General features: G+C 76.4%; 15 protein-coding genes. 9 read left to right on the top strand and 6 right to left on the bottom strand.

Going from position 1 to position 16,202, the window contains the following annotated elements; all coding sequences use genetic code 11:
- Positions 1 to 39: 39 nt before the first annotated feature.
- Genes IEY37_RS11770 through IEY37_RS11755 form a run of 4 tightly spaced genes read right to left on the bottom strand, consistent with a single transcriptional unit; the run spans position 40 to position 6,553 of the window.
- Positions 40 to 1,746 carry an amidohydrolase gene (locus IEY37_RS11770; protein WP_188941747.1) on the bottom strand — a complete coding sequence of 569 codons (1,707 nt, stop codon included), beginning with the start codon at positions 1,744 to 1,746 and terminating at the stop codon, positions 40 to 42.
- Positions 1,743 to 2,834 carry a LacI family DNA-binding transcriptional regulator gene (locus IEY37_RS11765; protein ID WP_188941746.1) on the bottom strand — a complete coding sequence of 364 codons (1,092 nt, stop codon included), beginning with the start codon at positions 2,832 to 2,834 and terminating at the stop codon, positions 1,743 to 1,745. Before IEY37_RS11765 ends, IEY37_RS11770 begins: the two co-directional genes overlap by 4 nt.
- A gap of 25 nt (positions 2,835 to 2,859) precedes the next feature.
- On the bottom strand, positions 2,860 to 5,754 hold the full coding sequence (locus IEY37_RS11760; RefSeq protein ID WP_229674328.1) for an FAD-binding and (Fe-S)-binding domain-containing protein: 2,895 nt from the start codon (positions 5,752 to 5,754) through the stop codon (positions 2,860 to 2,862).
- Between the two features lie 58 nt (positions 5,755 to 5,812).
- Positions 5,813 to 6,553, bottom strand: coding sequence for an SDR family oxidoreductase (locus tag IEY37_RS11755; protein WP_188941744.1), 741 nt, complete (start codon positions 6,551 to 6,553; stop codon positions 5,813 to 5,815).
- Positions 6,554 to 6,646: 93 nt separating this feature from the next.
- Between IEY37_RS11755 and tsaB the strand changes: the two genes are divergently transcribed.
- The 6 genes from tsaB to groL all read left to right on the top strand — a co-directional run bounded on the left by tsaB (position 6,647) and on the right by groL (position 11,976).
- Positions 6,647 to 7,402 (top strand): tRNA (adenosine(37)-N6)-threonylcarbamoyltransferase complex dimerization subunit type 1 TsaB, encoded by a 756-nt coding sequence (gene tsaB, locus IEY37_RS11750; RefSeq protein ID WP_188941743.1) that lies wholly within the window; start codon positions 6,647 to 6,649, stop codon positions 7,400 to 7,402.
- Positions 7,399 to 7,935, top strand: a complete 537-nt coding sequence (locus IEY37_RS11745; RefSeq protein ID WP_229674327.1) for a GNAT family N-acetyltransferase — start codon at positions 7,399 to 7,401, stop codon at positions 7,933 to 7,935. Before tsaB ends, IEY37_RS11745 begins: the two co-directional genes overlap by 4 nt.
- Positions 7,932 to 9,041: a tRNA (adenosine(37)-N6)-threonylcarbamoyltransferase complex transferase subunit TsaD gene (gene tsaD, locus IEY37_RS11740; protein ID WP_229674326.1), complete on the top strand. Its 1,110-nt coding sequence runs from the start codon at positions 7,932 to 7,934 to the stop codon at positions 9,039 to 9,041. The genes IEY37_RS11745 and tsaD overlap by 4 nt, the downstream gene beginning before the upstream one ends.
- 78 nt (positions 9,042 to 9,119) lie before the next feature.
- Positions 9,120 to 9,548, top strand: coding sequence for a DUF4259 domain-containing protein (locus IEY37_RS11735; RefSeq protein ID WP_188941742.1), 429 nt, complete (start codon positions 9,120 to 9,122; stop codon positions 9,546 to 9,548).
- Between the two features lie 246 nt (positions 9,549 to 9,794).
- Positions 9,795 to 10,094, top strand: a complete 300-nt coding sequence (gene groES / locus IEY37_RS11730; protein WP_188941741.1) for a co-chaperone GroES — start codon at positions 9,795 to 9,797, stop codon at positions 10,092 to 10,094.
- A 256-nt stretch (positions 10,095 to 10,350) separates the two neighbouring features.
- Entirely contained in the window at positions 10,351 to 11,976 is a 1,626-nt protein-coding gene (gene groL / locus IEY37_RS11725) for a chaperonin GroEL (protein WP_188941740.1), read from the top strand.
- Positions 11,977 to 12,074: 98 nt separating this feature from the next.
- Here groL and IEY37_RS11720 read toward each other — a convergent pair whose 3' ends face one another.
- Positions 12,075 to 12,365, bottom strand: coding sequence for a WhiB family transcriptional regulator (locus IEY37_RS11720; RefSeq protein WP_188941739.1), 291 nt, complete (start codon positions 12,363 to 12,365; stop codon positions 12,075 to 12,077).
- 730 nt (positions 12,366 to 13,095) lie between these two features.
- Between IEY37_RS11720 and IEY37_RS11715 the strand changes: the two genes are divergently transcribed.
- On the top strand, positions 13,096 to 13,692 hold the full coding sequence (locus IEY37_RS11715; RefSeq protein WP_188941738.1) for a response regulator transcription factor: 597 nt from the start codon (positions 13,096 to 13,098) through the stop codon (positions 13,690 to 13,692).
- Between the two features lie 169 nt (positions 13,693 to 13,861).
- Here IEY37_RS11715 and IEY37_RS22120 read toward each other — a convergent pair whose 3' ends face one another.
- Positions 13,862 to 14,104, bottom strand: a complete 243-nt coding sequence (locus tag IEY37_RS22120; protein WP_229674427.1) for a hypothetical protein — start codon at positions 14,102 to 14,104, stop codon at positions 13,862 to 13,864.
- Here IEY37_RS22120 and shbA point away from each other — a divergent pair.
- Together shbA and IEY37_RS11705 are read left to right on the top strand one after the other, a co-directional pair.
- A complete protein-coding gene (gene shbA, locus IEY37_RS11710) occupies positions 14,057 to 14,599 on the top strand; it encodes an RNA polymerase sigma factor ShbA (protein WP_229674325.1) in 543 nt (180 codons plus the stop codon). The two genes, IEY37_RS22120 and shbA, sit on opposite strands and share 48 nt — an antisense overlap.
- On the top strand, positions 14,596 to 16,188 hold the full coding sequence (locus tag IEY37_RS11705) for a hypothetical protein (protein ID WP_188941736.1): 1,593 nt from the start codon (positions 14,596 to 14,598) through the stop codon (positions 16,186 to 16,188). The genes shbA and IEY37_RS11705 overlap by 4 nt, the downstream gene beginning before the upstream one ends.
- Positions 16,189 to 16,202 lie beyond the last annotated feature (14 nt).

Below are 16,202 nucleotides of genomic sequence, written 5' to 3'. Positions count from 1 at the left end.
GGGCCGACCTCGGCGCTCCCGGTGCGGTGCGGACCGGCCTCAGCGGCCGTCGCGGTGCACCACGCGGCCGGCGGCCACGGTGCAGGTGACCCGGGCGTCGGCGACCCGGGCGTCGGGGTCGGCGAACACGTCGCGGTCCAGCACCGCCAGGTCGGCCCGCCGTCCCACCGACAGCGTGCCGGCGTCGTCGTCGTGGTTGACCCAGGCCGAGCCCGCGGTGAATGCCCGCACCGCCGTGGGCAGCGACAACCGTTCCGCGGGCAGGAAGCTCGGGCCGTCACGCCGGTCGGGCCCGCGGCGGGTGACCGCCACCTCGAGCTGGGCCAGGGGGTCGGCGGTGGTGACGCCCCAGTCGCTGCCCATCGCCAGCGTCGCCCCGGATGCGGCCAGCGACCGGAACGGATACTGCAAGGCGCTGCGCCGCGGACCCAGGAACGGCACCGTCAGCTCGTCCATCTGCGGCTCGTGCTGCGCCCAGAAGGCCTGCAGGGTGGCCGTCACCCCGAGGTCCCGGAACCGCGGCAGGTCGGCCGGGTCGACGACCTGGACGTGCGCGACGTGGTGGCGGTGGTCGCCGGGGCCGTGCCGCCGGCGGGCCGCGGCCACGGCGTCCAGCGCCAGCCGCACCGCCCGGTCGCCGATGGCGTGCAGGTGCACCTGGAATCCGTGGCCGTGCAGCCGGGTCACCGCCTCCTGCAGCACGGCAGGGTCGACGTAGACCAGCCCGCTGTTCGCGCCGTCCCCGCCGTCCGTACCGCCCGTGCCCGCCGCTGCGCCCGCCGCTGCGGCCGCACCGTCCGGGCCGTGGTGGTGACCGCAGTACGGGGCGAGCAGCGCGCCGGTGCCGTTCTCCAGCACCCCGTCGATCATGATCTTGACGGTGCCGGGGTGGAAGGCGCCGCCCGGCCGCCCGGGACCCGCCGCCCGCCGGTCGAGCAGGTCGTCGACCTGGTCGAGCCCGCGGTGCCGGTCCCACCACAGCGCGCCCACCACCCGGGCGGTGAGGGCACCGTCGGCGTCCACGCTGCGGTAGGCCCGCTCCAGGTCCGGGGTCACCCAGGCGTCCTGGAAGCCGGTGATGCCGAGCCGGTGCAGGTGTGCCTGACCCGCCAGCACGGCGGCGCACCACTCCCGGTGCCCCGGCGCGGGCAGCACGTCGGTCTCCAGGCTGTAGGCGGCTCCCTCGTGCAGCATCCCGGTCGGCTCTCCGTCCGGGTCGCGCTCGATCCGGCCGTCCACCGGGTCCGGGGTGGCGGCGGTGATGCCCGCGGCGCGGAGTGCGGCCGTGTTCACCCAGGCGCCGTGCACGTCGCGGTTGAACAGGAATGCCGGCCGGTCGCCGGTCACCCGGTCCAGGTCCTCGCGCCGCGGCAGGCCGCCGGGGAAGTGCTCCATGCTCCAGCCGCCGCCGGTGATCCACGGCCGGTCCGGATGGGCGTCGGCGTACCGGGCCACCGCCGCCAGGTAGGCCTCCGGGCCGTCGAGCCCGGCCAGGTCCGCGGTCAGCGTGTTGCGGCCCGCGGTGGCCGGGTGCACGTGCGCGTCGACGAACCCGGGCAGCACGAGACCCGCGGTGGCGTCGACCACGTCGGTGCGCGGCCCGACCAGCGGCCGGACGTCCGCGCTGCCGAGGGCGACGATCCGGTCGCCGCGCACGGCGAGGGCGTCGGTCCGGCTGCCCGCCGCGTCGACCCGGTGCACCGGGCCCAGCACCACCAGGTCGGCCGGCCCGCCGTCGGCGGTCATCCGGCACCCCCCGCGACGGTGCGCACCGGGGTGCTGGCCCGGACGACCACTTCGCCCTGCACCACCAGGTGCACGGGGTCGGCGGCGGACCCCGCGGACGGCGGCGAGCTCGTCGGCGCCGGCGCCCCGGTGGACGGTGCGCCGAGCGCCAGGTCCAGGGCCCGGCGGCCCAGCTGGTCCAGCCGGATCCGCACGGACGTGAGCGGCGGCTGCAGGTCGCGCAGGGCCGGGATGTCCTCGAAGCCGGCCAGCGCCATGTCCTGCGGCACCCGGTAGCCCTGCTCGCGCAGCGCGGCCATGGCGCCGACGGCCATCACGTCGCTGATCGCGAACACCGCCTCGACGTCGATCTCCCGGTCCAGCAGCTCGGTCATCGCCACGTAGCCGCCGTCCCGCGTCGGCTGGGTGGCGATCACGTTCTCGTCCGGGAGCCGGTGACCGCAGTCGGCCAGCCCGTCGCGAAAACCGGTCAGCCGCTCCTCGCTGGTCACCTGCCGCTCGGAGCCGCTGAGGACCGCGAACCGCCGGTAGCCCAGGGTCCACAGCACCCGGGCCAGCCGCCGGGCGCCGGCGGCGTTGCCCAGCGCCAGGCTGTTCACCGACGCCAGCCGCTGGCCGACGACGGCGACGTGCCCGCCGGCGGCCACCACGCCCGCCAGCTGGGCCACCAGCCGCTCCTCGACCTCGTCGTCGGCCCACCGGCTGCCGGCCAGGATCACCGCCCGGGCCCGCTGCCGGCGCAGCGCCTCGACGTGCCGGATCTCGGTCTCCGGGTCCCACTGCGTGGCGGAGACGCTGACCAGCAGGTCCCGCTCGGCCGCCGCCTCGATCACCCCGCTGGCCACCGACGCCGCGAACGGGTCGGCGATGTCGTGCACGACCAGGCCGACGGTGGCGCTGGTGCCCCGGGCCATGGCCTGGGCATTGGCGTTCGGCGAGTAGTGCAGCCGGGCGGCGGCCAGCAGCACCCGGGACCGCAGCTCGCCGCCGACCCGCCGGCCGGGCGCGCCGTTCAGCGCTCGGGACGCCGTCGCCAGCGAGACACCGGCCGCCCTCGCCACGTCGGCGAGCGTGACGGGTCCGGGCATCGGCCCACCGTAGACGCCAGGTCGCTCACCCTGCGGGTCCTGCCGGTCCCGGCGGTCCCGGCGGCCCGGGTGGTGCGGCCAGCAGCTGGGCCAGGGTCAGCGCCGGGACGCCGGCGAGCTGGTCGATCTGCGTGCGGCAGGAGAAGCCGTCGGCCAGCACGACGGTCCCGCCGCCCGGCCCGGTGCTGCCCGACCGGCGCTCCAGGGCGGGCAGCAGCGCGGTCCGGGCCACGGCGACCGAGGTCTCGTAGTGCCCTCGCTCCATGCCCCAGTTACCGGCCAGTCCGCAGCAGCCGGCCAGCTCCTCCACCTCGGCCCCGGTCCGGGCCAGCAGCGCCCGGTCGGCGTCCCAGCCCAGCACCGAGTGGTGGTGGCAGTGCGGCTGCACGACCAGGCGCAGCCCGGACAGGTCCGGCGGCCGCCAGCCGGCGGCGCTGGGTGCCCCGGCGAGGAGCTCGGCCAGGGTGCGGACGGCGCCGGCCACCGCGGCGCTGCGCGGGTCGTCGGGCAGCAGCTCGGGCAGGTCGGAGCGGACCGCGGCGACGCAGGACGGCTCCAGCCCGACCACCGGGATACCGTCGGCGACGGCCGGACCGAGCACGTCGAGCAGGCCGCGCAGCCGGCGGCGGGCGGTGTCCAGCTGCCCGGTGGTGATCCAGGTCAGCCCGCAGCAGGCCGCCCTGGCCGGGGACTCGACGCGGTGGCCGGCGCGGGTCAGCACGGTGACGGCCGCCGCGGCCGCGTCCGGGTCCAGCCCGCCGGAGAAGGTGTCCACCCACAGCAGCGCCGGCCCGAGCGGTGCGGGGCCGCCGGCCGCCGCGTCGCGCCGTCCCCCGCCGCGCCGGCGGAAGCTCCGCGCCGGGAGCGCGGGCAGGGCCCGCCGCGGGTCGATGCCGGCCGCGCGACGCAGCAACGCGCCGGTGCGGGCGCCGGAGAGCGCCCGGTTCGCCACCGCGGCGGTGCCGCGGGGCAACCGGTCCAGGACCGCCAGCCAGCGGGGCAGCGCGCCCAGGCTGTAGTGGCTCGCCGGCCGGCGCCGGCCCCGGTACCGGCGGTACAGCGCCTCGGACTTGTAGCGGGCCATGTCCACCCCGGCGGGGCAGTCGGTGGCGCAGGCCTTGCAGGACAGGCACAGCTCCAGCGACTCCTGCACCTCCGGACCCGTCCAGTCCCGGACCAGGGTGCCGTTCGTCAGCTCCTGCAGCACCCGCGCCCGGCCGCGGGTGCTGTCCCGCTCGTCCCGGGTCGCCAGGTAGGACGGGCACATGAAGCCGCCGGCGGCCGTGCTGTCGGCCCGGCACTTGCCGACCCCGACGCAGCGGTGCACGGCGGTGGTCAGGTCGCCACCGTCCTCGCGCAGCGCCCAGCCGCCGACCGGGACGGTCGGCCGGGCGGCGGGCCGCCGCAGCGCCGCGCCCACCGGGTCCGGACGGACCAGCACGCCCGGGTTCAGGACGTCGGCCGGGTCGAACAGCGCCTTGACCGCGCCGAACAGCTCGATCGCCGCCGGCGGGTACATCAGGGGCAGCAGGTCGCCGCGGGCCCGGCCGTCGCCGTGCTCGCCGGAGAGCGAACCCCCGTGCCGCACCACGAGTTCCGCGGCCGCCCGGACGAAACCGGTGAGGTCGCCGGCGGCCCGGGCCGGGTCGTGCAGCGGCAGGTCGAGACGCACGTGCACGCAGCCGTCGCCGAAGTGCCCGTACGGGATCCCGGTGAGACCCGCTGCGGCGGCGAGCTCGTCGAACTCCCGCAGGTAGCGGCCCAGCCGGTCCGGGGGTACCGCCGCGTCCTCCCACCCCGGCCACGCCGGCCGCCCGCCCGGCGTGCGGCCGGCGAGCCCGGCGCCGTCCTCGCGGATGCGCCACAGCGCCGTCGCCACCGGCCCGGCCGGCACCACCAGGCTGTCCAGCGGCGCACCGGCGGCCGCGACCGCCCGCGCCCCGGCCACCGCCTCGGCCTCCGTGGCCCCGGCCGTCTCGACCATCAGCCACCCCGCGCCGCGCGGCAGCGCCGGCACCGTGGCGGCGCCCCGGTGCCGGCGCACGACGTCGACCAGCCGGGAGTCCAGGCCCTCCACCGCCTCCGGGCGGTGCCGCAGCAGCGCCGGCACGGCGTCCGCCGCGGCCGGCATGTCGGGGTAGCCCAGGACGGCCAGCGCGGTGGCGGGCACCCGCCGGACCAGGCGCACCGTGGCGTCCAGGACGACGGCCAGCGTGCCCTCGCTGCCGACCAGCGCCCGGGACAGGTCGCGTCCGCGTTCCGGCAGCAGGTGTTCCAGCGAGTAGCCCGACACCTGGCGGCCGAACCGGCCGAACGACGTGCGGACGGTGGCCAGGTTCCGGTCGACCAGCTCGGCCAGACCCGGGACGGCGTCCGGTGTCCGGGTGTCGAGGACCCGGCCGCGGCCGTCGGCGACGGTGAGAGCGGCGACGTTGTCGGCGGTCCGGCCGTGCGCCACCGCGTGCGGCCCGCAGGCGTTGTTGCCGATCATGCCGCCGAGCGTGGCCCTGGCGTGGGTGGACGGGTCCGGCCCGAACCGCAGTCCGTGCGGCGCCACCCGGCGCTGCAGCGCGGCGAGGACGACACCCGGTTCCACGCGGGCGGTCCCGGCCTCCGGGTCGACCTCCAGCACCCGGTGCAGGTGCCGCGAGAGGTCCAGCACGATGCCCGGACCGACGGCGTTGCCGGCGACGGAGGTTCCACCGCCGCGGCAGGTGAGCGGGGTCCCGGTGGTCCGGGCGACGTCGAGAACCGCGAGCACGTCGTCGGTGTCGAGCGGTTGCACGACCACCTGCGGCACGACCCGGTAGTTGCTGGCGTCGGTGGAGTACTCGGCCCGGCGCCGGGTGCCGGCGTCGACGTCGCCGCGCACCACCCGGCGCAGGGCGGCCACCACGTCGGCCGTTCCGGGGTCCGTCACGGATCCCACCGGCGGCACCGGCGGCACCGGGTGCTCCGGGAGCAGGGACGGGACGGCATCAGCTGTCCTCGGACATGCTCCACATGCTCCACAGCGCGGTGCGCATGCGGCGCGGCTGCTCCAGCACGGTGACCACGGCAGCCGCGACGTCCGCCGGCCGCAGGTAGCTCTGCTTGACCGGGTCGCCGGACACCCTGCCGACGCCGTCGGCGAAACCGGTGTCGACCGCCGCGGGAGCGATGGTGCTGACCCGGATCCCGCGGTGCCGGACCTCGCGGTCGAGCGAGATGGCAAAGCCGACCTGACCGAACTTGCTGGCGGCGTACACGGTCTCGTTGCCGCCGGCGGTGCCGAGCCCGGCGACCGAGGCCAGCACGACGACGTCGCCGCCCGCCCCGCCGCGGTCGAACTCGCGGACCGCGGCGCGCACGGCCCACACCGTGCCGAGCAGGTTGGTGTCGACGATGCGCTGCAGGGTCTCGTCCGGGTAGTCCAGGATGCTGCCGAACACCCCCACACCGGCGTTGGCCACCACGGAGTCCAGCCGCCCCCACCGCTGCACGGCACCCTGCACCGCGGCGGCCAGGTCGGCGGGGGAGCGGACGTCCGTGCGCTGCACCAGGACCTGGTCCGCCGGGAGCGCGGCGAGCCGCTGCCGGGCCCGCTCGGCGTCGACGTCGCAGGCCACGACGCACGCGCCGGCCTCGACGAGCAGGTCCGCGACGGCGCCGCCGATGCCGGCTCCGGCGCCGGTGACCAGCACGACGGAGCCGGTCAGGTCGCGTTTCTCGGCAGGCATCGGCCCACTGTCCCACGGGGCCGGGCCGGGCCGCAGGGACGGTGCCGGCGGCGTCGCCACGGAGGTCCGGCGCGGGCACCTAGGATCGGCTCCGTGCTGGTGCTGGCCGTGGACACCTCGACACCGGCGATCACCGCCGGCGCCGTCACGGTGCGCCATCCCCACGAACTGGTCGGCGGCGCCGGGCGCCCGGTCGAGACGGTGTCCGCCGCCGAGGTGGTGGACGCCTTCGGGCACGCGGAACAGCTGCTGCCGCTGGTCACCCGGGTGCTGGACGGCGCCGGCCGCGACCTGCGCGAGGTGGACGCCGTCGTCGTCGGGCTGGGGCCCGGTCCGTACACCGGCCTGCGGGTCGGCATCGCCACCGCCCAGGCGCTCGGCGACGGGCTCGGGGTGGCCGTGCACGGCGTCCCGGGACACGACGGCGTGGCCCGCGCGGTGCTCGCCGGGCGCGGCGGCACCGCCGCGCCGGCTGCGGTCCCGGGGCCGTTCGTCGTGGTCACCGACGCCCGGCGGCGCGAGGTGTACCTGTCGGCGTACGGGTCGGACGGTCGCCGGCTGCTCGGGCCGCAGGTGCTCTCCCCGGCCGCGGTCGCCGGTGTGCTGGCCGAGCACGGCATCCGGCCCGTGCTCGCCGCCGGCCGCGGTGCCGGCCTGCTCGACGGCCACCTCGAGCTGCCCGGGTGGGACGCCCTGCTGGACCTGCCGGCCGGGCTGGCCGCCGCCGCGGCCCGCGCCCTGGTCACCGGCGCCGTGCCCGGCCCGCTGGTGCCGCTCTACCTGCGCCGGCCGGACGCCACGGTCCCGAGGACGCCGATCGGCGTCGCGCCGGCCGGAGCCGCGTCGTGACCGCGACCGCCGTGACGCTGCGGCCGGAACCCGTGCGCTGGTGGGACATCCCGGCCCTGGTCCGGCTGGAGGAGCTGCTCTTCCCGGGTGACTCGCCGTGGACGGCGGCCATGTTCTGGTCCGAGCTGGCCGCCGGGCACCACTACGTGGTGGTGCGCGAACCGGCAGGAGCCGCAGAGGGCAGCGCGGAGGTCAGTGCGGACGGCAGCGCGCACGGAACCGGGGACGTGCTGGCCTACGCCGGCCTGGCCCGCACGGACGACGAGGCCGAGGTGCAGACGATCGGGGTGCGGCCGGACCGGCAGCACGCCGGGCTGGGCCGGGTGCTGCTCCGGGACCTGCTGCGGGCGGCCGGCCCGCGCCGGGTGCTGCTCGAGGTGCGGACCGACAACGCCCCGGCCATCGCGCTGTACGAGTCGGAGGGCTTCCGGCGCATGGGCGTGCGGCGGGGCTACTACCAGCCCAGCGGCGCGGACGCCTGGACGATGGAGCGTCCGGCCGGCGCCTCCGCCGCCTCCGGGGGCGAGCGGTGACCGGCCCCCGGCACGCCGGGCCGACGCCCTCGCTGGGTCCGGGTGCCGTGGTCCTCGGCATCGAGTCGTCCTGCGACGAGACCGGCGCGGGGCTGGTGCGGATCACCGACGGGGCGCCGGAACTGCTCGGCCACGCCCTGGCCTCCAGCTCCGACCAGCACGCGCGGTTCGGCGGCGTGGTGCCCGAGATCGCCTCGCGTGCGCACCTGGAGTCGATGACCGGGATCGTCCGCGGCGCCTTCGACGCCGCCGGGCTGCGGCACGCCGACGTCGACGCCGTCGCGGTGACCGCCGGTCCCGGCCTGGCCGGCGCCCTGCTGGTCGGCGTCGCGGCGGCCAAGGCCTACGGCGCCGCCTGGCGGGTGCCGGTGTTCGGCGTCAACCACCTGGCCGGCCACGTCGCCGCGGACACCCTGGAGCACGGCGAGCTCCCGACACCGTCCCTGGCCCTGCTGGTCTCGGGCGGGCACACGCAGCTGCTGCGCATCGACGACCTGGGCGGCCGGGGTCCCGCGCCGATCACCGAGATCGGCACCACGCTGGACGACGCCGCGGGCGAGGCCTACGACAAGGTGGCCCGGCTGCTCGGCCTCGGCTACCCGGGCGGCCCGGTGATCGACCGCATGGCCGCCGACGGCGACCCCGCCGCCATCCCGTTCCCGCGGGGCCTGACCGGACCGCGCGACCTGCGCGACAGCCCGTACGACTTCTCGTTCTCGGGGCTGAAGACGGCCGTCGCCCGGCACGTCGAGGGACTGCTGGCCGCCGGGCGGCCGGTCCCGGTGGCCGACGTCTGCGCCTCCTTCCAGGAGGCGGTGGTCGACGTGCTGACCGGCAAGACCGTGCGCGCGGCCACGGACCTGGGGATCGGGACCGTGGTCGTCGCCGGCGGGGTGGCGGCCAACGGCCGGTTGCGGGCACTCGCCGCCCAGCGGTGCGCGGCGGCGGGGCTCTCCCTGCGGGTGCCCCGCCCGGGACTCTGCACGGACAACGGCGCGATGATCGCCGCGGTAGGGGCACACGTGGCAAGGGCGGGCGGCGCGCCGTCCGGCCCGTACCTGGGCGGGGATCCGGCGCTGCCGGTGTCCACGGTGCTCGTGGCCTGACCCTTGGGGACGGTCCCTACCCTGGGCAGGGCGGCCGCCGGCGGCGGCCGCGCACCGACGGAGCAGCACGGAGGCGACATGGGCAACCCCGGTGGCGTGGGGACGGGCATCTTCGGCGAGCCGGCGGCCGGCGCCTTCGTCGAGCGGCTGCGGTCCGGGCCGGAGACCGAGGTGGGGGACCGGGTGTCCGCGGCGCTGCAGGCGGCGGCCCACCACGAGGAGGGCGACCTGTCGCCGGAGACGGCGGTCACCGCGCTGGCGGCGGCCGCGTTGCTGCTCGCCGACACCGAGCCGGACCTGCTCGACGGCCTGCCCGACCGGGACCCGGTCGCGCAGTGGTTCGCCGCCCTCGACGTGACGCTGACCCCGGGCCGCCGTCTGGTGGCCGAGGCGGCGCTGTCCAGGATCCTGCTGCCGCAGGCGAACGCCTGGCTCGCCGCGGCCGGCGACGGCCCGTCGGTGGCCGCCGCGCGACGTATCGCGGCGTTGCTGGCCGACCCCGCCTGACCGGCCCGCCACGCCGGCCGGCCCCCGGTTGAGCTCTGGCACTCGCATGGTTAGAGTGCTAGTCGAACGGTGCAGCGCAGGCCGGCACCCGCGACGACGGCCCTGCGCGCGTGACGTTCCCGACCGATCGCCGGGTCCGCGGACCCGCCGGCCGGCAGGTGCTACCCAGCTGCGCGCAGCTGGTCATCCGACACAGGCAGCGAGTACTCAACAGGTACGCGACAACCCCCGAAGGGGAGGTACACCGTGGCGAGCGTGAACATCCAGCCGCTCGAGGACAAGATCCTCGTTCAGGCCAACGAGGCCGAGACGACGACCGCGTCCGGCATCGTCATCCCGGACACCGCCAAGGAGAAGCCGCAGGAGGGCACGGTCCTGGCCGTCGGCCCCGGCCGCGTCGACGACAACGGCAACCGGGTCCCGCTGGACGTCGCCGAGGGCGACGTCGTCATCTACTCGAAGTACGGCGGGACCGAGGTCAAGTACTCCGGCCAGGAGTACCTGATCCTGTCCGCCCGCGACGTGCTGGCCAAGGTCACCAAGTGACCCCTGCCGCGTGAACCGGGGCCGGCTCCGCCGGCCCCCGTCCGCGCGGCCCCGGTCCGGCCCGGTGCCGGACCTCGAACGTCCCGCTCGCCCCGGTCCTGCGCATCGCGGGCCGGGGCGAGCTGCTTTCCACCGACCTCGGCGGCCCCGGCGCCGGCACCGTGCGCCACCGGTGTGCGCGACCCGTGCGGTCCTGCCGGCCGGCGGTGCACCCGCGCGCGTCCGACCTCCCCGAGCGACACCAGAAGAGGCACACATGGCCAAGCAGATCACTTTCGACGCCACCGCCCGGTCGGCGTTGCAGCGCGGGGTCGACCACCTCGCCGACGCCGTCAAGATCACCCTCGGCCCCCGCGGGCGGTACGTGGTCCTGGACAAGAAGTTCGGCGGCCCCACCGTCACCAACGACGGCGTGACGATCGCCCGCGACATCGAGCTCGACGACCCCGAGGAGAACCTCGGCGCCCAGCTCGCCAAGACCGCCGCCACCAAGACCAACGACGTCGCCGGCGACGGCACCACCACCGCCACCGTGCTGGCCCAGGCGCTGGTGACCCGCGGCCTGCGCAACGTCGCTGCCGGCGCCGACCCGCTGGCGCTGCGGTCCGGCATCGCCAAGGCCGCCGCCAAGGTCGCCGAGGTGCTGGACTCGCGCGCCACCCCGGTGGCCGGCGACACCGAGGCCATCGCGAACGTCGGCACCATCGCCAGCCGGGACAGCGCCATCGGAGCCCTGCTCGGCGACGCCATCTCCAAGGTCGGCGCGGACGGCGTCGTCACCGTCGAGGAGCACAGCGGCACCGGCGTCGAGCTGGACTACACCGACGGCGTGCAGTTCGACAAGGGCTACGTCTCGCCGTACTTCGCCACCGACCCGGAGGCCGGCGAGGCCGTCCTGGAGAACGCGCTGGTACTGCTGGTCCGCGACAAGGTCTCCGCGCTGGCCGATCTGCTGCCGCTGCTGGAGAAGGTGCTCGAGGCCAAGAAGCCGCTGCTGATCGTCGCCGAGGACGTCGAGGGCGAGGCGCTGTCCACCCTGGTGGTCAACACCATCCGCAAGACCTTCCAGGTCGTCGCGGTCAAGTCGCCGTACTTCGGCGACCGCCGCAAGGCTTTCCTGCAAGATCTGGCGGTCGTCACCGGTGCCGAGGTGGTCTCGCCCGAGGTCGGTCTCAAGCTCTCCGAGGCAGGCCTCGACGTGCTCGGCAGCGCGCGCCGGGTGACCGTCACCAAGGACGACACCACCCTGGTCGACGGCGGCGGCAGCGCCGACGCGGTCCGCGAGCGGGCCGAGCAAATCAAGCAGGAGATCGAGCGGACCGACTCGGACTGGGACCGCGAGAAGCTGCAGGAGCGGCTGGCCAAGCTGGCCGGCGGCGTCGCCGTCGTCAAGGTCGGCGCGGCCACGGAGACCGAGGCCAAGGAGCGCAAGCACCGCATCGAGGACGCCGTCGCGGCGACCAAGGCGGCCGTGGCCGAGGGCATCATCGCCGGCGGCGGTTCCGCTCTCGTGCACGCCGCCGCGGAACTGGGCGAGCTCGAGCAGGAGCTGTCCGGCGACGAGGCCACCGGGGTCACCATCGTCCGCCAGGCGCTGACCGCGCCGGCCTACTGGATCGCCGCCAACGCCGGCGAGGAGGGCGCCGTCGTGGTGTCCCGCATCGCGGACCTGCCCCCGGGGCAGGGCTTCGACGCCGCCACCGGCACCTACGGCGACCTGGTCGCCGCCGGGATCATCGACCCGGTCAAGGTGACCAAGGCGGCGGTGGCCAACGCCGCGTCCATCGCCGGCATGGTGCTGACGACGGAGACCACGGTCACCGACATCCCCAAGGCCGAGCCGGCGGCGCCGGCCGGCGGCCATCACGGGCACGCGCACTGACGCGACCCTGAGGGGACCCGGCGGCCGGTCCGGCCGGCACACGGGCACATCGGGGGCGGCGCCGTCGCGGCGCCGCCCCCGGTCGTCCGGCGGGGCGGTCAGCCCGCGGCGCGGACGGAGGCGCCGAGGATCTGCTGGCGCTCGCCCTCGGACAGCCCGCCCCAGATGCCGTAGGGCTCGTGCACCTCCAAGGCGTGGGCCCGGCAGGCCTGCAGTGCGGGGCACTGCTGGCAGACGGCCTTGGCCTTGGCCTCCCGCCGGGCACGGGCCGGCCCGCGTTCGCCCTCGGGATGGAAGAAGTAGGAGCTGGCCATGCCGCGGCAGGCGGCGTGCAGCTGCCAGTCCCAGAGATCGGCGTTGGGCCCGGGGAGTCGCCGGGTGTCGGCCATGTCGTCGCCTCCGCATTCGCACTAAGTGATTCGCACTGTGTGTCGAAAGCACGGGGATGCCGACGTGGCAGGTGGCCGGCGACGGCCGGACACCTGCCAGCGGGCGGCGATCCCCGTTGATCGTCGACCCTTCTGTGATCATGACCTTAGAGGCCCGGCCGGTGCCTATCAAGGGTCCCGTCGTGGATCTTGGGCGGCGCGAACGGGTGGCGTGCCCCTGCCGCGACCCGCGCCGCTGTGCGGGTGGGTCCCCAGCGCGTCGGCGGGGCCGCTGCGGGCCACCCCACCTGCACCGACCGTCACCGGACCGGGCGGCGACGCTGCCACCACCGGGGGACGCCGCCCGCGCCGGTGCGCCGTCGGTGGTGGCCGTCGGCGGGGCGCGCGCGCCCGGACGGCCGGGTCGTCGATCCGGTGGTTCTCTTCGTGCCGAAGCGCACCGCTTCGCCGGTCAGGTGCACATCACTCCGCGGGTGGAGCATGGCGGGCTCTTTGATCACGATTGAGTATCGGCGGCCACTCTCGGCGAACCCATCGTTGGTGCCTGGCTACACTCCGTCAGACCAGGGGCTGCTGGCGGATCACAACTTCGTTGTCGGGGTGTGGAGTACGCCGATTCGGGGATCATGCCTCCATCGGGTGTTACAGAATCGTGCGGTGCGCGCGCTGAGGGGTTTGGGGCAGCGGTCCGGCACCGGTGGACCGTGGAGTGAGAGGGAGACGGTCTGACGTGACGAGCGTGCTGATCTGTGACGAAAGGCGGAGCGCCCGGGACGGCCTGAACCGCGTGATGGCCTCGGTCCCCTCCGTGGATTCGGTCGACGCCGTGGGCAGCGGCGACGAGTTGCTGAGCCGGTACGGGCGCGAGGCGGCCGACGTGGTGCTCATCGGCACCCAGCGGGCGCTCACCAGCGGTATCGAGGCCACCCGCCGGCTGCTGGCGATCCACCCGTCCGCGGTGGTCATCGTGTTCGGGTCGCCGGACGACACCGCCTCGATCGCCGCGGCGATCGCCTGCGGCGCAAGGGGTTTCCTGCGGTGGGACGCGACGCAGCCGGAGATCGTGGCAGCCCTGGCCGACACCCTGACCAGCCCCCGGCTGCCCTTCCCGCGGGACGCCGGCGAGGGCCAGTCGCAGCTGACCGAGCGTGAGCTGCAGGTGCTGCGCGGCATGAGCCAGGGGCAGTCCAACGGGGAGATCGGCAAGGAGCTGTTCCTGTCCGAGGACACCATCAAGACGCACGCGCGGCGGCTGTTCCGCAAGCTGGGTGCGCGGGACCGGGCGCAGGCCGTGGCCGTGGGCTTCCGCCGGGGCCTGGTGGCCTGACCACCTCTCGTGCCCGCGCGCTGACCGGGGGACCCGGACGCGCCTGGTCGAGTCCCGTTCGGGGTACGCCCGCGCCGGGCCGGGCGCCCCGGCGCCGGTGCTGGCTACCATCGGGGAGCCCTTCCGGGGCGGCGACCCCGTCGGCGGGTGTCGCCGGACACACGGTCCCTCACGATTTGTAACGGACGAGTCTGTCGACACGATGGAACAGAGTGAGAACGACGGGCCCGTCCGTGCTGGGCGGCTTTCGGACCTCGCCGGTGGATCGGGCCGACACGCTGTCCGGGCCGGCACCGGCGGTGGCCGGCGGGCCGAGCACACGGGAGTCGACCTCGATGCCGTCGACGGGCTCGTCGACGGTGCCGTGGCCGGGGACCGCGCCGCTCTCGCCCGTCTGCTCCAGGTGCTCCATCCCTTGGTGGTGCGCTACTGCCGCGCCCGGCTCGCCGCCGGGCACCGGTCCCTGTCGACCGCCGACGACGTCGCCCAGGAGGTGTGCATGGCCGTCATCACCGCGCTGCCCACCTACCGGCGCGACGGCCGGCCGTTCCTGGCGCTGGTGTACGGCATCGCCAGTCACAAGGTGATCGACGCGCACCGCTCCGGCGGCCGCTCACGGTCCGTGCCGGTCGCCGAGGTGCCCGAGGGCCCCGCGGTCGAGCCGGGTCCGGAGCACCAGGCGGTGAGCCGCTCGGTGGCCGGCACGATGGACGCCCTGCTGGCCCGGCTGCCCAGGGCGCAGCAGGAGATCCTCCGGCTGCGGGTGACCGTCGGGCTCAGCGCGGAGGAGACCGCGGACGCGCTCGGCATGACGGCCGGAGCCGTCCGGGTCGCCCAGCACCGTGCCCTTGCCAAGCTCCGCGCGCTGGTCGACGCGGACCGATCCCTCAGCGAGCAACTGCTGTGAGCGCGCACCGCCCCACCCCGCCGCCCGGACGGCAGACCCCGCCGCATCCGACCGGACCGGCCGCCGAGGGCGCCGTCCCGACCGGACGGCACTCCGACGACCGCCGGGTACCGGCCGACGTGCCCGAGGACCGCTCGGTGGACGTGGCGGCCGTCGTCGCCGACGACCGGCTGCTCGACCTGCTCGGCGCCGGTGCCCTGGACGGGGCCGGCACCGGTCGCGCGGGGGCCGACATCCTGGACACGCCCGACGATCTCGAGCAGCTGCTGACCGACTGGCGGGCCGCTCTGCGGCTCGGCGACCTGCCCCCGGTGCCGTCCGTCGGCCGGGCCGACTGGGTCATCCGCCGGGCGCGTCGCGGCAGCGCCCGGTCGGCGGTCGCCATCGCGGCCTCGATCGGCCTGCTGATGATCGGCAGCGCGGCGTTCGGGTCCCGCGCGGCGCAGCCCGGCGACATCCTGTGGCCGGTGACGGCCATGCTGTGGACCGACCGGGTCGCGTCGGTCGAGGCCGGGCAGCAGGTCCGGACGGAGCTCACCCGGGCGCAGCGCGAGCTGGCCACCGGGGCACCCGACAAGGCGATCGTGGTGCTGACGTCGGTGTCCCCGGTGCTGGCCCAGGTGCAGCCGCAGGACGGCTCGGAGGAGATCCGGAAGACCTACCAGGACCTGGTCAGCCAGGCGTCGTCCAGCCTCGCCGGGACCACGGCGGGCGGTGCCGACGGCACGGTGTCCACGGACGCACCGGGCACGACGCTGCCGGGCGTGGCCGATCCCGGCACCACCGCCGGTTCGTCGGCGGCGCGACCGTCCGGGACCACCGGCGGGACCGCGTCGTCCGCGCCGGGCACCACGGCCCGCCCGTCGACGCCGACCGTCCCGCGGCCGCGGCCCACCGCGCCGGCCACCGCGCCGACCACCGCGCCGGCCACCGCGCCGGCGCCGTCGGTACCGCTGACCAGCGGCGGCGTCATGCCACCCGCACCCACCCCGACCGCTCCGGTGGGCACCCCGACGACGCCGCCGGTCCCGCCGACCCCCACGGGGCCCACCGAGCCGCCGACCACCACGACCCCGCCGCCGACCACGACCGATCCCGGCGACCAGGGCGGCGTCACCACCCCGCCGAGCCAGTCGCAGCCGTCCGACCCGTCCCTGCCCGGCGGCGGCGGCGACCAGACCGACACCGACGTGCCGACGTCCCCGCCGCCGTCGACCCAGACGTCCCCGGGCGTGCCGACGTCCGGCGGACTGGACACGCCGGAGGGTGGTGTCCCGGGCGACGGCCAGGGCAACGGAAACGGCCAGGGGAACGGAAACGGGAACGGCCAGGGCGACGGGAACGGCAACGGGAACGGGAACGGCCAGGGCGACGGGAACGGCCCCGGCCAGGGCGACGGGAACGGCCAGGGCGACGGGAGCGGCCCCGGTCTCGGGCTCGGCGGCGCCGGGAACGGCGACCGGCCCGACGGCGGCGCGACGCTGCAGCAGGAGACCGTGGCGACCACCACACCGCCGCCCGACGGGTCGGACGGCAGCGACCAGGACGGCGTCCAGGACGGCGTCCAGGACGACACCGACGGCTCCTGACGGCGCGGGGGAGC

Origin of the sequence: Nakamurella endophytica (assembly GCF_014646215.1) — a bacterium.
Taxonomy (GTDB): Bacteria; Actinomycetota; Actinomycetes; order Mycobacteriales; family Nakamurellaceae; genus Nakamurella; species Nakamurella endophytica.
The sequence above is the reverse complement of the archived record's forward strand: the minus strand, read 5'-3'. Positions and strand labels throughout refer to the sequence as shown.

Excerpts from the sequence above, each read along its gene's own strand:
- IEY37_RS11770 (WP_188941747.1), bottom strand. The coding sequence starts at position 1,746 with ATGACCGCCGACGGCGGGCCGGCCGACCTGGTGGTGCTGGGCCCGGTG.
- IEY37_RS11755 (WP_188941744.1), bottom strand. The coding sequence starts at position 6,553 with ATGCCTGCCGAGAAACGCGACCTGACCGGCTCCGTCGTGCTGGTCACC.
- IEY37_RS11735 (WP_188941742.1), top strand. The coding sequence starts at position 9,120 with ATGGGCAACCCCGGTGGCGTGGGGACGGGCATCTTCGGCGAGCCGGCG.
- IEY37_RS11720 (WP_188941739.1), bottom strand. The coding sequence starts at position 12,365 with ATGGCCGACACCCGGCGACTCCCCGGGCCCAACGCCGATCTCTGGGAC.
- IEY37_RS22120 (WP_229674427.1), bottom strand. The coding sequence starts at position 14,104 with ATGGAGCACCTGGAGCAGACGGGCGAGAGCGGCGCGGTCCCCGGCCAC.
- IEY37_RS11765 (WP_188941746.1), bottom strand. The coding sequence starts at position 2,834 with ATGCCCGGACCCGTCACGCTCGCCGACGTGGCGAGGGCGGCCGGTGTC.
- groL (WP_188941740.1), top strand. The coding sequence starts at position 10,351 with ATGGCCAAGCAGATCACTTTCGACGCCACCGCCCGGTCGGCGTTGCAG.